Source organism: Ferrovibrio terrae (assembly GCF_007197755.1).
GTDB classification, from domain to species: Bacteria; Pseudomonadota; Alphaproteobacteria; order Ferrovibrionales; family Ferrovibrionaceae; genus Ferrovibrio; species Ferrovibrio terrae.
The window spans coordinates 1352715-1367792 of record NZ_CP041636.1; the positions used below are offsets into that span (position 1 = coordinate 1352715).

Here is a 15078-nt window from a genome sequence, read left to right on the forward strand (position 1 = left end):
GCCGGGGCGAGATTGCGGGCGGCACGGTAGCGATTCGCTGCTTAAATCCGCCGATAAACAGCCAATAACATTACCGCATCATAACTTCAGCTTGGCTGCGGTACTGGAGTATTCCGGCAGCGAGCACACGGCCGGCCGGTCGTGGCCGCCTGGAAAAGGACGCCCCTGTCATGGATACCCCGACCATTCGCCGCAGTCTCCCGGTTCGCGCCAAGATCGTGACCGCGCTGGTTGCCTTCGCCGTTTTGCCCCTGCTTGTACTAGGTGGCGCGCTTTGGTTCGAGGTTGATGAGATTCAGCACACGCAGACTAGCCGCGTGGAGATGGCGGCGCACCAGATCAACGATGTGATCGACCGCAATCTGTTCGAACGCTATGGCGATGTGCAGGCCTTCGGCTACAACGCCGCTGCCATCGATCCGCAGAACTGGAGTAAGCCTGGCACCGGCAATCCGCTGGTGGTGGCGATGAACCGCTACATGGCGAATTATGGCATCTACAAGCTGATGCTGCTGGTCAGCCCCGAGGGCAAGGTGCTGGCCGTGAATTCCAAGGATTCCGGCGGCAAGACACTGGCCACCGATGCGCTGTACCAGAAAAGCTATGCCAACGCCTCATGGCTCAAGGCCGCGCTGGAAGACAAATTCCTCAAGGGTAAAAACGGTTTTACCGGCACAGTGGTGGAGCAGCCAGCACGCCATCCTGAACTTGCCAGCTTATATGGCGGTGACGACTATGCGCTGGTCTTCGCCGCACCGGTGACGGATGAAACGGATAAGACGATCGGCGTCTGGGTAAATTTCGCCGGTTTCGATCTGGTCGAACAGATCATCCAGCAGTCGAGCGAAAGCCTCGCCATCGCCGGTCTGCCGGGTGCCGAGATCACGCTGCTGGATTCGCGCGGTGTTGTGATCGTCGATTACGATACCGAAACTCTCAAGGGTAAAACCTACAGCCGCGACTGGTCCGTGCTTGGCAAGCTCAACCTCGCCGATGCCGGCGTCGAGGCCGCGAAGCGGGCGCTGACTGGCAAAGCCGGCGGTATCGAATCGATGCATGCGCGCAAGCAGATCGTGCAGGTTGCCGGCTATCATCAGAGCACTGGTGCCTATGACTATCCCGGCCTGAAATGGTCTGCCCTGGTCCGCGTGCCGACCTCGGTGGCCTACGCGGCGATCAATGCGGCCATCTTCCAGGTCGTTGCCGTGCTGGTGGTCGCGATTGCGGCTGCTACGATTATCGGCCTGTGGTTCGGCAATGTGCTGGCCAAGCCGATCCGCCGCGTCACTACTGCGCTCACCGACCTCACCTTGGGCAAGGTGGATATCGATACCACAGGCAAGAACGCTGGCGACGAACTCGGTGCGGCTTTGCGCGCGTCGGAAGAAATCCGCGACCGCATCGTCAGCGGCCTGCAGACCGGCGAGACGCTGAAAAGCATCACTGCCTCGGTCATGCTGGCCGATGCCGACAACAACATCGTCTTCGTCAATCGTACGGCACAGGAACTGTTCAAGGAAGCCGGGGACGACATCCGCAGGGAACTGCCGCAGTTCGATCCGAATGCCATGATCGGCAAGAAGATCGATATTTTTCACAAGAATCCGGTGCACCAGCACCGCATGATTGCCGCGCTCGACAAGCCCTACAACACCACGATCACCGTCGGGGTCCGCCGCTTCGACCTGACCGCGGTGCCGGTCTTCGATGTAACCGGCAAGCGGCTGGGCACGGCCGTGGAATGGCGCGACATGACGCAGCAGCATGCCGTGCAGATTGAAGTTTCCAGCCTGGTCGAGGCCGCGCAGCAGGGCGATCTGGCGCGTCGCGTCAATCTTGACGGCAAGAGCGGCTTCATGCGCGAAATCGCCACAGGCATCAACGGTCTGCTGGAAACTGTCTCGGTTGCGGTGAACGACGTGGACAGCGTGCTGTCGGCATTGTCGGAAGGCGATCTCGGCCGCCGGATGGACGGCAGCTATCACGGCCAGTTCCGGAACCTGCAGGAGAATTGCAACACCACGATCGAGCGCCTGCGCGACATCACTGGCAAGATCGGAGAAACGGCACTGAATGTGAACAGCGCTTCCACCGAGATCGCCACCGGAGCGCAGGATCTGGCGCAGCGCACCGAAAGCCAGGCCGCCAGCCTGGAACAGACCGCTGCCGCCATGCATGAAGTGACTGAGACAGTGCGGCAGAATGCCGCTAACGCCAGTGCCGCCGATCAGAAGGCGAGTGCCGCGCGCGAGACTGCGGCCAAGGGCGGGGCGGTGGTCAACGAGGCCGTGGCCGCGATGGGCGAAATCGAACAGAGCGCGCAGAAGATCGGCGACATCATCGGCCTGATCGACGAGATCGCCTTCCAGACCAACCTGCTTGCACTGAATGCCTCGGTAGAAGCGGCCCGGGCCGGTGAAGCCGGCAAGGGCTTTGCCGTGGTGGCGCAGGAAGTGCGCGCCCTGGCGCAGCGGTCTGCCAATGCCTCGAAGGACATCAAGGCGCTGATCCAGTCTTCCAACGCCCAGGTCAAGACCGGCGTGCAGCTGGTCAACCAGACCGGCCAGTCGCTGCAGGAGATTCTGGTGGCAGTGAAGCAGGTCAACGACATCGTGGCCGAGATCGCGACCGCCAGCAGCGAACAGGCGCGGGCGATGCAGGAGATCAACACCGCCGTCGGGCAGATGGACGAGATGACCCAGCGCAACGGCGCCTTGGTCGAGGAGACCAGTGCGGCGACCCAGACGCTGGCGCATCAGGCGCGCGACCTTTCTGACCTGATCAGCTTCTTCCGCGATGGCGGCGAGACCACGGCTGAACGGCGTCGGGAGACACGCTTCGACTGCAGCCAGGAAGACAGTCTCGAGATCGGCGGCAATGCCATTGGCCTGAAGAACTGGAGCATCAATGGCCTGCTCGCCGGTCCGTTCGACCATCCGCCGCCGATCGGTCAGCGCTTTCCGGTTCAGGCGGATCTGCGCCGCGCCGGGCTGCGTTTCAAGGCGGAAGCCGAAGTGGTGCGCATCGACGGCAATTTCGTGGCGCTCAAGTATCGGGCCGCCAATGACGACAAGCGCAAGATTGCGGCCTATTTCGCATGAGTGCACTGGCCGTTCGGGCGCGGCCGGAACCGGGGGCCGCTGCACTTGTGGTGGTCTTCCCGGGTTTGGCGATGCTGCCATGCGGAATGTCGGATTGCACCGTAGATTTCCGCGGCGAGCATATTGTCGTTGTCAACGGGACGACCCGGGAAATAGCCGGCATGCCGCTCGAATTGCGTGGCCACCTGCGGCAGCAGTCGCAACGGGCTAAAGTTCAGACGCTTTATTCAGATATGTTCGGTAATCGGCGCGGCCTCATCCTGCCGGTCGATCTTGCTGTGAAGATCGTCGCGGGTGCAGGACTGCTGCCCGATCAAGATCGCATTCTGCTCACCGGTTGTTATCGCGGCTGGCTGCCCGGTAGTATTGATGTCCTGGCAGAAGCACTGGCCGCGTTGCGTTATCATGTGGAAGTCGACGCGCGTGTGCCGCGTCGCTGAACGCCTCAGGCCGGAATGCCGCCGCCGAGATCGAGGAAATGCTGCGTCGCGCCGGCGAATTCCAGCGGCCGTGTCACATGCGAGCCGACTTCCAGCACCGGCAGGCCGGCGGCCAGGCCGATCAGCTGGGTGGGAGCTTCTGCGCTATCGGGCAGGATCGGCAGCACGAAGGTCTCGATCTGGTGCAGCCGGCCGTTGTCGGGATGCGTGACAATGTGGAAGGCGAGCGCACCGCAGGGCTGCGTTGCCGCGCCCCAGAGCAGGCGGCTGCGTGAGGCGCGCTGATCGGGCTGCGCCATCAGGATATGGTCGCGGCCGGTCAGGCGCATCCCGGCGATGCTTTCGATCTCGGTGCCGGCAAGACGGAAGATCACGCGCTGCGGGCTGAAGACATCGAGCAGCACAAGACGCGGCATCAGGCGCGCGATCGACACCAGATCCATGTCGCGCCGGTGTGGCAGCAGACGCTCGCCGCGCCAGCGTTTCCACGCTGCGAGAAGATGCCGGCTGTCACCCGACATCAGGGCTTCCACATCCGTGGCGGGCGCTTTGCCGTAGCTGGCTTCCAGAGTCGGCAGCTGCGGATGCAGATAGGCGCGGTGCTGCAAGGTCATTGGCTACTGCACCCGTTGGGCGACATGGATGTCGGGCCCGACCGGCGGCAGGCCGGCGCCGATGTCGATGAAGCGCAGGCCTTCGCCTTCGGCATAAGACTCAGGTTCGACACTGTTGGCCTGGTCGCCGTTCCTGACCAGCGGCGTGGCGCAGGCCAGCACCAGCGATGGCGTGGTTTCGCCATCGGCGCAGAGCGGCGCAGAGACCAGTTCAACCGGCACCACCGCGCCATTGGGCGTACGAAGCCAGTAATAGATGACGGCGGCGCAGGGCTGCGCCACTTCGGCAAACAGCAGGGCGGCGCGACGCGTGCGGTTCTCGGGTTCGGTCAGGTCGAGATAATTGCGGCCCATCAGGCTGGCGCCCAGCATTTCGCCGACCATCGATCCGGCGAAGCGGATCGGGATCGCGTCGCGGCCACGGATCTCCAGCAGCAGGCAACGCAGCAGCAGCTCGCCCAGCTTGTCGGTGTTCAGCACGCTGTGCTGCGGCACCAGGCCCAGGTCGCGCCAGCCCGGACCGCGCCAACGATGCCATTCGGCGAAGAATCGCCGGCTTGGCTCGGTCAGGGCGCTGGGCAGGGAAGTGACGAAATCCATGTCGAAACAGTACCAAACACGCTGTTGCTCCGTCGCGTTATGATTCGGTAATCGCCGGAAAACGCTGCGAAAATCAGAATTGATCAGTTTTTATGCAACCTCCGGAAGTCAACCGGTTGGTTGACAGAGACCTCCGCCTGCATTGGCGCAGTCATAGACCGCACCTTGACCTTCCCATCATGGGAAGCCTTATCTGATACGGCAGGTTCGATCCTTTTTGAAAGCTTCAGTCATGTCGATCTCGCAAAGCCTCGATCTGCCGGTCACCGGAATGAGCTGCGCCTCCTGCGCCGGCCGGGTGGAAAAAGCGCTGCGCGCTTTGCCCGGTGTGCAGAGCGCCAGCGTCAATCTTGCCTCTGAATCCGCGCATGTGGTGTTCGAAGGCGCCGCCCAAGATACTCTCATGGCGGCGGCGGCGATGCAGGCGGTGAAGAAAGCCGGCTATGCCGTGCCGCAGGAACGCTTTCGTCTCGGCATCAGCGGCATGAGCTGCGCCTCCTGTGTCGGTCGCGTCGAGAAAGCGCTGCGGTCCGTGCCGGGCGTCGCCAGTGCTGCCGTCAATCTCGCCGGTGAAAGCGCTGAGGTGTCTGCCCCGCTCGGCAGCGTTGATGCCGCGCAGCTGATCGCTGCGTTGCGCAAGGCGGGCTATGAGGCACGCCCGTTTGACGATGCCGGCACCGATGCCGCGCCGGCGATCGCGCAGCGTGCCGAGGCAACAGCGAAGGCATTGGCGCGCGAACGCAATCTCGCGCTGCTGACACTGGCGCTCGCAGCACCTTTCGTGGGCGGCATGATCGCCAGCCTGCTCGGCCACCATGATCTGATGCTGTCGCCGCTTGTGCAGTTCCTGATCGCTACGCCGGTGCAGTTCGTGCTTGGCTGGCGCTTTTATCGTGCGGGCTGGAGCGCGCTACGGGCAGGCACCGGCAACATGGATCTTCTGGTGGCGCTCGGCACCACGGCGGCCTGGGGCCTGAGCACCTGGCTTTGGATCGCGGGGTTGCCGCATATCGAGCATGGTGTGGTCCCGCATCTCTATTACGAAGGTTCGATCGCCATCATTGCGTTTGTGCGGCTCGGCAAATGGCTGGAGGCGCGTGCGCGCGGCCAGACGGCCGCGGCGCTGCAGGCGCTACTACGGTTGCGGCCGACCACAGCGCGGCGACGTCGCGCCGATGGCAGTGAGGAAACCGTCGAGACCGCGCTGCTGCAGCCGGGCGACCTGCTGCTGCTGCGGGCTGGCGAGGCCTTTGCCGCCGACGGCATCGTGGTGGAAGGCCATGGCAGCGTCGATGAATCGATGCTGACGGGCGAATCCCTGCCGGTCGACAAGCAGCCGGGCGATACGGTGCGCGCCGGCACGATCAACCGCGACGGCCTGCTGGTGGTGCAGATCGAAGCTATCGCCGGGGAAACCATGCTGGCGCGCATCCTGCGCCTGGTTGAAAGTGCGCAGATGGCCAAGCCACCGGTGCAGCAGCTGGTCGACCGCATCAGCAGCATCTTCGTGCCGGTCGTGCTGTTCATCGCGCTGGTCACCTTTGCCCTCACCTTCACGCTGAACGGCGGCAATGTTGAAATTGCCCTGCTGCATGCCATTGCCGTGCTGGTGATCGCCTGTCCCTGCGCGCTCGGCCTGGCCACGCCGGCGGCGCTGATGGTCGGCACCGGTGTGGCAGCAAAGCATGGCATCCTGATCCGCGATGCCGGCGCACTGGAACAGGCGCGCGACCTGCGGCTGGTTGCCTTCGACAAGACCGGCACGCTGACCGAAGGCCGGCCGGTGGTCGCCGCATTACATGCGATGAATGGTGACGTGGCCGCGTTGCTGCGTTTCGCCGCCGCCCTGCAGGTCGGCTCGCAGCATCCGCTCGCGGCCGCCATCCGTGCGCGCGCCGGCACTGTCGCGCTGCCACCGGTGCAGGACTTCCGCGATTTCGCTGGGCGCGGTGTCTGCGGCACCGTTGAGGGTCGTCATCTGCTGCTAGGTAATGTGCGGCTGCTGCAGGAGCATGGCATCGATGCCGCGCCATTGCGCGCACAGGCCGAGGAACAGGCCGGTCAGGGCCGCACGGTGTCCTGGCTCGCCGACGACCACAGCAAGCAGTTGCTCGGGCTGTTTGCCTTCGGTGACGAACCCCGGGCGACATCAGCCGCCGCCATCGCGCGCCTCAAACAGATGGGCCTGCGCGTCGCCATGCTGTCGGGCGACAGTTTTGCGGCCGCCAATGCCGTAGCCGCACGCCTTGGCATCGACGAGGTGCGCGCCGGCCTGCTGCCGGAAGACAAGGCTGCGGTGCTGGCGCAGCTGCGCAACGATATCGGCGGCGATATCGCCATGGTCGGCGACGGCGTCAACGATGCGCCGGCGCTGGCGGCCAGCGACCTGGGCATTGCCATGGGCAGTGGAACAGACGCGGCGATGCAGACGGCGGGCATCACGCTGATGCGTGGTGATCCGCTGCTGGTGGCCGATGCGATTGACATCGCGCGCGCGACCGATACGCGCATCCGCCAGAATCTTGGCTGGGCGTTTGCCTACAACGTCATCGGCATTCCGCTGGCTGCCTTCGGTCTGCTCGATCCGGTGCTGGCCGGCGGCGCCATGGCATTCAGTTCGGTATCGGTGCTGGCCAATGCGCTGCTGCTGCGGCGCTGGCGGCCCACGACCATCGTCCGTCAGGAGGCGCGGCCATGAATATTGGACAGGCCAGCAATCATTCCGGCGTCAGCGCCAAGATGATCCGCTATTACGAAAGCATCGGCCTGATGCCCGAGGCCGGTCGCACGCAGGCCGGCTATCGCGTCTACAGCGAACGCGACGTGCATCTGCTGCGCTTCGTGCGCCGCTCCCGCGACCTCGGCTTCGCGCTGGAAGATATCCGCATGCTGCTCGGCCTGTGGCAGGATGATGAACGGCCGTCCGCGGCGGTGAAAGATATCGCGATGAAGCATATCGACGAGCTGACGCGCAAGATCGCCGAACTGCAGGCGATGAAGCGCAGCCTGCAGCATCTGGCCGAGGCCTGCCACGGCGACGATCGGCCCGACTGCCCCATTCTTGATGACCTGAGCGGGCCGATACAGACGGATGGCGAAGACGCAGCCTGCTGTGCCAAGAAATAAAAAAAGAACGGCGGGAATTGCTCCCCGCCGTTCCGGCAAAGCGACCGCAGCTGGCCCCCCGCTATACGGCCATCTTCCCGTGACTCAGGTCAGGTCTCAGAACCAGCTGCGGAAACCGACGCGGGCGACATGCTGCGTGCTGTCGTCCAGGCCCTGTGCGCCGTCATTGATCCACTGGTAGCGATAGCTCGGTACGATTTCGAGGCCATCCGACAGCTTGTAGGCGACGCCGGCTTCACCAAAGGCGGTGAAGTCAGTGGCGCTGCCGTCGTTGCCGCCGAGCGTCGAGCCGTTCGAGGTAACGGCCGGGCGGTCATGACGCTGGTGCACGATGCCGGCGCCACCGCCGAAATACGGCGTCAGCGGCGTTCCGGTGGCGACGTCGTAATAGGCTGCGCCGGTCAGCGAATACTGGTCGGTGTCGCCGCCGACGCCGGCGCTGCCGCCATTGGCATGATAGCGCTCGTTGTCGATATTGCCGTAACCCAGGTCGCCTTCAAGGCGGAGGTTGTTGCGGAAGCGATGGCCATACTGGGCGGAGATGCCGGCACCGTGGTCGCGCTCCAGATAGCCGCCGCCGGAGCGGTCGGTATCCTGCGGCATCAGATAGCCGCCGGTGATGCCGGCGTAGGAACCATAATTCAGCTTGTTGTCCTGGGCCCGGGACGACGGTGCGATGGCCGTGGTGGCGAGCAGTGCAGCCGCAACAGCGGCAAGGGTAGCGGTGGGGGCGAGGCGGATCATGTGTTTAAACTCCTGTACCAAGTTTGACGAGGCGGGGGCGCCCGCCCTGTTGTGCCGTCTTGTGCGGCCGGGCGGTGCTGCATAAATGGGACTCGATTCTGGGCAGAAAAATGGCGTGTGACGCCGCTCCGTCACGGCAAGCTCTGCCATGGTATTTTCGCAACACTGCCAAGGGCCTGCTTGAGCGAAGCGCGGCAATGCCCTAATTGAGAAAGCCTTGGTGCTCCGTTCTTTTCCGGCTCTCATTCATGTCATCGAAAAAATCCGTTCTCGAAACCGCAGAGCAGCCGTGGTCAACCGCGCTGGTGCTGGTGTGTTCAGAATGTGACGGCGGCCACGGTGTCGAACTGACGAACAGACTGAAGGACAGCATGAAAGCGGCCGGCCACAAGAAGGATGTGCGGGTGGCGCGCGTGCGCTGCCTCGGCATCTGCCCCAAGCGCGGCGTCGCGGTGACGGTCACCGGCATCGAGCGCACGGCCTGCAGCTACGTGGTGCATGGCAAGGGCGATGACGCGGTGGACGCGCTGCGCGACGCTATCTTGCCGCAGAGGTGACGCTTCGTCGCGTCAACGCGACAGGGTAATTCTGTAGAGCCGCAGGCCGCGCGCGGGAATGCTGTCGCGAAACAGGCCGCGTTCCGGGTCGACCGCGACGGCTTCGGCATCATCGACGCGACTGACGGCGCGGAGCGCACGCGAAAAGCCGACGCGGAATTCTTCCGCCTGTGCGGCTTCATTCAGCACGATCAGCAGCAGGCCGCCATTTTCGGCGGGCTTCAGCAGGCTGCGCAGGCGCGGTGGCGCTTCGGATGAGCGCCTGCCGCCGATGGCCAGCGTATAGGGATCGGCTGCATCGGGCTGCAGCAGGGCGGGCACCAGTTTCGCGATACGGCGATTGAGCTGCATCACGGCGGTCCATAACCGGCGCGAGGCGGCGACATCGCCGGGGGTGGCTTTCAGCGCCGGCAGGCCGGTGCCGGTCTGGACGCCGTAATCCGATTGCGGCGCCGGCGCGATGCCCAGCATGCCGGCATTGCGTGCGGCGTAATTGTCTTCGCCATGCCAGATCAGGCCGGTGGCGCCAGCCATCAGCGCGGTAAAAGCCATCACCTGCACCTCGGCCGGATCAGGCAGCGTCTCGCCGTTGCCGGTGCGCGCGCTCACTGGCAGCAAAGCCCAGACCGGACGGCCGCTATGCTGACGCAGGCTGCGCGCGAAGGCCGCGCCGCCATCCGGTCCACGCGGCATCGGCACCACGGCAATGTCGCTGGCATCCAGCAGGGCGGCATGCTGCAGCCTGCCCCAGGTGTCGCTCGGCGTGGCGCGCAGCAGTTGCAGCCGCGAGCGGTCGGCGGCGGCGAGCTGCGCTTCCAGCGGCTGTTCCGGATCGGCAGTGACGGAATTGAAGTCCGCCATCAGTACGGTGTGGAAGCCGCGCCCGGCATCGCGATCGTAATCGACCAGCGCGCCGCTCAGGGCCAGCGGAAAGAACGAGCGCGCGACATCGTAGCCCGGCAGGATGTCGCCCTCGCGCGAGGCCTGCGGTACCCCACGAGATGAGCTTGCCGGGTGCGGGCTCTGGATCGCGCCATCGAGTGGCGCATACTCGGCAAAGGGATCGCTGGCGCAGCCGGCCAGCGCGAAAAGAACACCGAACAGCAGCGCCTTCATGCCGCGCTGCCGCATCGGATTGCGGTCAGCTCTTCTTGCCGCCGCTTTTGCTGGCCGCCTTCTTGCCGTCCGGCTTATCGCCATGCTCGATCACCGTGCCATCCTCGACATCCGTGTCATGCGGGATATGCGGATCCTTGCCGTGGCCGGCAGCGGATTCGGTCAGCCGGTCCATCAGGGCCAGCAGCACGCCCGAGACCACGAAGGTGAGGTGGATGCCGACCAGCCAGGCCAGTTCGATATTGTCGCGGTTCTCGATATTCATGAAGGCGCGCAACAGCTGGATGGCGGAAATGGCGACGATGCTGGCCACCAGTTTCAGCTTCATGCCGGAATAGTCGATCTTGCCCATCCATTCCGGACGGTCCTTGTGATCGGCATTGTCGATCTTGGAGACGAAATTCTCGTAGCCGGAGAAGATCACCAGCAGCAGCAGGTTGCCGGCCAGCGACAGGTCTATCAGCGACAGGATCGAGAGCACCAGCTGCGCCTCGGTCATGGCGAAGACGTTGGGCACCGTATGGAAAAGCTCCTGCATGAACTTGACCAGCAGCAGCACCAGCGCCACGGCGAGGCCCAGATAGAAGGGCGCCATGACCCAGCGGCTGGCAAACAGGATGCGTTCGATCAGGCGCTCAAGCATCACGAGCATTGCAGGACTCCGGCAAATCGCAGCGGGGAAAATCGCTCGCGGCAAGCTAGCCGAAGCGGGGCCACGGAGCCAGAGACTGGACCCGGGCGGGCCGGACCAATCTGCGGCTTTGGTTTCTGCCCCGGCCGGCGCGATCCCGTCTTGTCAGCCCTGCGACACGGGTCTAGGTAGATTCGCACGACCGTTTCCGGCGCCGCAGCCTCCCGCACCCTGCTTCTGGCGCGCCGCCCTGCCCGTTGAGCGTCATGACATTGCCATCTGCATCGGCTTCCCCGGAGGCCAATTTGCCTGTTTCCGGGCCTCTTGTTTTCAGCCACCAGGAAAAGATCGCCATTGTCGCCGGCCTGATGCTCGGCATGTTTCTGGCCGCGCTGGAACAGACGATCGTCACCACTGCCCTGCCGGGCATCGCCGCCGAACTGAAGACCGCCGAGCATATGTCCTGGGTGGTGTCGGCCTATCTGCTGACCTCGACGGCGGCGACGCCGATTTACGGCAAGCTGTCCGATCTCTACGGCCGCAAGCTGATGCTGCAGATCGCGATCGGGATTTTCCTCCTCACCTCGCTGCTCTGCGGCCTGGCCCAGACAATGACCGAGCTGATCATCTACCGCGCGCTGCAGGGCTTGGGCGGCGGCGGCCTGCTGGCGATGGCGCATGCAACGATTGCCGATGTGGTCAGCCCGCGCGAACGCGGCCGCTACCAGGGCTATATCGCCGCCGTCTTCGCGACGGCCAGCGTGGCCGGCCCGGTGCTGGGCGGCGTGTTTACCACGCATCTCGGCTGGCAGTGGATCTTCTGGATCAACCTGCCTTTTGGTCTGGCCGCGCTGGTGGCGGCGGAACGCACGCTGAAACGCCTGCATGTCAAACGCCTGCGCCACAGGATCGACTATGCCGGCGCGGTGCTGATCGTCTCGGCGGTCTGCTGTATCCTGCTGATCACCACGATGGGCGGCAACGATGTCGCCTGGGGGTCGCCGATCATCGCCGGCCTCGCCGTCGCTTCGGTCGTGCTGTTCGGGCTCAGCATCTGGCAGGAGCGCCGGGCGCCCGAGCCGATCCTGCCGCCCCGGCTGTTCCGCAACCGCAATTACGTCATCGCCATGTCGTCCAGCCTGCTGCTCGCCATGATCATGATCGGCGGTCTGGTCTTCATGCCGCTGTTCCTGCAGATGGTCTACCGGCTGCCGGCCGACCAGGCCGGTCTGCTGATGATACCGCTGACCCTCACGGCCGTCCTGGGCGCCATCACCGCCGGCCAGATGGTCACCCGCACCGGACGCTACAAACATTTCCCGCTGATCGGCCTGACGCTGCAGATTGTCTCCATGCTGCTGCTCGGCACAGTCGATGCCGCGACACCGCACTGGCAGAGCGCCATGTATATGGGCCTGTCCGGCTATGGCATCGGGCTGTTCATGCCGGTGATCCTGATCTCGGTGCAGAATACAGTCGAGCCGCGCGATCTCGGCGTCGGCACGGCGTCGGTCTCCTTCTTCCGCTCGATGGGCGGCTCCTTCGGCGTGGCGCTGTTCAGCGCCGTGCTGGTCGCCATGCTCGATCGGCTGATCGCGGCGCTGCCAGGTGCCGCCGCTCTGGGTCCGCAGCCTGCGGTGCAGCTGCTGCGCGCCGGCCCGGCGGGGCTGGATTCCGCGCCGGCTGGCTTGCGCGACGGTGTGCTGCTGGCGATGACCGATGCCTTCCAGATCGTATTCTGGCTTGCCGCGGCCATTGCGGTACTGGCGCTGGGCATCATCGCCTTCCTGCGTGAGATCCCGCTGCGCACCAGCGCGGGCGCAACCGGCGCCTCGCCGGCAGAGACGGCCGTCGCAACGGCCGAGAAAACCAGCCCGGGCACCAGCGTCGGCGCTCCGGCCGACTGACCTGTCTGTGACCATGCCCTGTGATCATCCGGAGAGATTGTCGCGGGCGACGAGGCTTATCCACACCGTAGATCACCCTGCGGCTTCAAAGCGCTTGCATGAGCAAGGGCTTCCCGGCATGAGTCACGCCATGCTCCGCTCCGCGTTCACTGCCGCCCTGTTCGCCCTTTCCGTTGCCGCCGCCCTGCTTCCGGCCGCCTCGCCTGTCTCTGCCGCCACGGTGGAGGTGCAGGGCGATGCCATCACGGTCGGCGGCAAACCGTTTGCCGTCGTGGGGGCCGCCGGCCAGACCCGCTTTGGCCTGCTCAAGCAGCTCGGCGCCACCACGGTGCGCACCTATGGCGACGAAACCGGCTTTGTGCTCGATGAAGCGCAGAAGGCCGGCCTGAAGGTGATCGCCGGCTTCTGGCTCGAACATCCCCGCCGCGGCTTCAGCTACACCGATCTTGCCAAAGTGGGCCCGCAGCTGCAGCGCCTCACCGAATTCGTCAACCGCCACAAGAACCATCCCGCGCTGCTGATGTGGGGTCTGGGCAACGAGGTCGAGGCCGATGTGGCCGACGACGCGCATGTCTGGTCCGGCATCGAAGAGGCCGCCAAGGTGGTGCGCCGGCTCGATCCGAACCACCCGACCATGGCGGTGCTGGCCGAGGCCGGCAATGAGAAGGTCGTGCGCTTCCGTCGTCATGCGCCCAGCATCCAGGTGCTCGGCGTCAATTCCTATGGCGAGGCGCTGCCCTCGCTGCCGGATCGCGTGCGCGCGCAAGGCTGGAAGGGCCCGCTGATCATCACCGAGATGGGCCCGATCGGCCAGTGGCAGGCGCCGCGTACACCTTGGGGTGCCGCGATCGAGCCTAGCAGCGACGAGAAGGCGGCAATGCTGTCACGCTGGTTCAGCGCGCTGCAGCCCAAGGTGCAGGGCTATATCGTGTTCTACTGGGGCCAGAAGCAGGAAGTGACGCCGACCTGGCACAGCCTGCTGCTGCAGGGCGGCGAGTATACGAGAACGGCCGAGGCGATGGCGGCGGCCTGGGGCGGCAACACGCCGCAGGGCAATCGTGCGCCGCGCATCTCTTTGTTCCGCCTGCCGCAGGGCAATGAATGGAATCGCGACCAGAGCATCCGCGCCGAGATCGCGGTGGACGACCCCGACAACGATCCCTTCGGCGTGGTCTGGCAGGTGATGGCAGAAAGCAGCGACCTGAAAACCTGGGGCGACGCTGAACAGCCGCCGCCGGTCTTCCCGCAGGCGGTGCGCGATCCCGGTCCGAAGGGCGCCACCATCGCGGGGCTGCAGCCGGGCAACTACCGCCTGTTCGTCACCGCGCGCGATGGCAAGGGCGCGGCAGCCACGGCGAATTTGCCATTCCGGGTGAGATAAGATTGGCCGGCTGAAGTGACGGCCCAGTCAGACCGTCATCCCGGGCGAAGACCCGGAATCCTATTTTCTCTGCAATCGCAAAACAAATGCGACCCCGGCTCGCGTTGCGCTTGGCCGGGATGACGAGTGCGTTTCACCTGCACAACCCGAATCTTCCGCCCATACCGAAATGGAAGTGGTTGTGGTGCGCTGCATCGTAAGCGGGGCCGAGCGCCATGGTGAAGACGTCGCAGCTGCGTCTGTGCAGCGCGCGTAAGAAAGCGCCCGCCGCGCCGTTCTCCGTCCAGTGTTTCTCCACGCTGAGGATGCGGCCGTCGGTCAGTGCAATCGCACTGATGTCGATGGCATTCGCGCCGGCATGTTCGCTCTGCCGCGTGCCGCCGCGCACATTGCGGCAGGCATAGCTGCCCAGATGCGTCACACGGCGAATGCCCTGGCCGAAATGCTGCTGCGCCAGCGGCTGCAGCACATGGCTCTCCCACAGCGCGTAAGACACGGCCAATGGACAGCTGGCAAGGAAACTGCTGCTCAGCGGAATGACGGCGGACTGCACCCGCACGGCGCCCGGCAGCGGACACTCGGCGCTGCCGGCATCCGGACTTGGTACGGTACGCAGGGGCGCGGTCAGAAGCGCTGCGCTGCAGTATCCGGCATTGTTGCGTAGTCGCCGCAGCTTGAATTCCGTCATCAGCGTCAACGGATCGGCGACATGCAGCGGTGCGAAAGGGTTGTACTGGCGCGGCAGATAGCGCCAGCCGACCACCGCCGAGACGGCGATCAGCGCAAGGACGGTGAGCCAGAGCAGGCGACGCAGCATTCTCCGGCTGTACCGGACAGACAAGGCGTAAAAATGGCAAGGCA

The 15078-nt window shown here is 64.8% G+C and carries 13 protein-coding genes; 7 read left to right on the forward strand and 6 right to left on the reverse strand.

Annotation, left to right across the window (positions count from 1 at the left end):
• Window positions 1–170 precede the first annotated feature (170 nt).
• A complete protein-coding gene (locus FNB15_RS06620; RefSeq protein ID WP_144067946.1) occupies window positions 171–3101 on the forward strand; it encodes a methyl-accepting chemotaxis protein in 2931 nt (976 codons plus the stop codon).
• Window positions 3098–3541 carry a hypothetical protein gene (locus tag FNB15_RS06625; protein WP_144067947.1) on the forward strand — a complete coding sequence of 148 codons (444 nt, stop codon included), beginning with the start codon at window positions 3098–3100 and terminating at the stop codon, window positions 3539–3541. Before FNB15_RS06620 ends, FNB15_RS06625 begins: the two co-directional genes overlap by 4 nt.
• 5 nt (window positions 3542–3546) lie before the next feature.
• Here the strand turns inward: FNB15_RS06625 and FNB15_RS06630 are convergent, their stop codons facing one another.
• A complete protein-coding gene (locus FNB15_RS06630) occupies window positions 3547–4155 on the reverse strand; it encodes a PAS domain-containing protein (protein ID WP_144067948.1) in 609 nt (202 codons plus the stop codon).
• Window positions 4156–4158: 3 nt separating this feature from the next.
• Entirely contained in the window at window positions 4159–4755 is a 597-nt protein-coding gene (locus FNB15_RS06635; RefSeq protein ID WP_144067949.1) for a PAS domain-containing protein, read from the reverse strand.
• A 232-nt stretch (window positions 4756–4987) separates the two neighbouring features.
• On the opposite strand from FNB15_RS06635, the gene FNB15_RS06640 reads away from it, so the two are divergent.
• Together FNB15_RS06640 and cueR are read left to right on the forward strand one after the other, a co-directional pair.
• Window positions 4988–7453, forward strand: coding sequence for a heavy metal translocating P-type ATPase (locus FNB15_RS06640; protein ID WP_144067950.1), 2466 nt, complete (start codon window positions 4988–4990; stop codon window positions 7451–7453).
• Window positions 7450–7881 carry a Cu(I)-responsive transcriptional regulator gene (gene cueR, locus FNB15_RS06645; RefSeq protein WP_144067951.1) on the forward strand — a complete coding sequence of 144 codons (432 nt, stop codon included), beginning with the start codon at window positions 7450–7452 and terminating at the stop codon, window positions 7879–7881. Before FNB15_RS06640 ends, cueR begins: the two co-directional genes overlap by 4 nt.
• Window positions 7882–7977: 96 nt before the next feature.
• Here the strand turns inward: cueR and FNB15_RS06650 are convergent, their stop codons facing one another.
• Entirely contained in the window at window positions 7978–8625 is a 648-nt protein-coding gene (locus tag FNB15_RS06650; protein ID WP_185973745.1) for an outer membrane protein, read from the reverse strand.
• Window positions 8626–8873: 248 nt separating this feature from the next.
• Between FNB15_RS06650 and FNB15_RS06655 the strand changes: the two genes are divergently transcribed.
• Entirely contained in the window at window positions 8874–9182 is a 309-nt protein-coding gene (locus tag FNB15_RS06655; RefSeq protein WP_144067953.1) for a (2Fe-2S) ferredoxin domain-containing protein, read from the forward strand.
• A 12-nt stretch (window positions 9183–9194) separates the two neighbouring features.
• On the opposite strand, the gene FNB15_RS06660 is transcribed toward FNB15_RS06655, so the two are convergent.
• Window positions 9195–10298, reverse strand: coding sequence for a hypothetical protein (locus FNB15_RS06660; RefSeq protein ID WP_144067954.1), 1104 nt, complete (start codon window positions 10296–10298; stop codon window positions 9195–9197).
• Window positions 10299–10323: 25 nt separating this feature from the next.
• Window positions 10324–10950, reverse strand: a complete 627-nt coding sequence (locus tag FNB15_RS06665; protein WP_246068812.1) for a TIGR00645 family protein — start codon at window positions 10948–10950, stop codon at window positions 10324–10326.
• Between the two features lie 284 nt (window positions 10951–11234).
• On the opposite strand from FNB15_RS06665, the gene FNB15_RS06670 reads away from it, so the two are divergent.
• On the forward strand, window positions 11235–12836 hold the full coding sequence (locus FNB15_RS06670; protein WP_246068813.1) for an MDR family MFS transporter: 1602 nt from the start codon (window positions 11235–11237) through the stop codon (window positions 12834–12836).
• Window positions 12837–12966: 130 nt separating this feature from the next.
• Window positions 12967–14217 (forward strand): glycoside hydrolase family 2 TIM barrel-domain containing protein, encoded by a 1251-nt coding sequence (locus FNB15_RS06675; RefSeq protein ID WP_144067956.1) that lies wholly within the window; start codon window positions 12967–12969, stop codon window positions 14215–14217.
• Window positions 14218–14350: 133 nt separating this feature from the next.
• Here FNB15_RS06675 and FNB15_RS06680 read toward each other — a convergent pair whose 3' ends face one another.
• Window positions 14351–15034 carry an extensin-like domain-containing protein gene (locus FNB15_RS06680; protein WP_221932751.1) on the reverse strand — a complete coding sequence of 228 codons (684 nt, stop codon included), beginning with the start codon at window positions 15032–15034 and terminating at the stop codon, window positions 14351–14353.
• Between the last annotated feature and the right edge of the window lie 44 nt (window positions 15035–15078).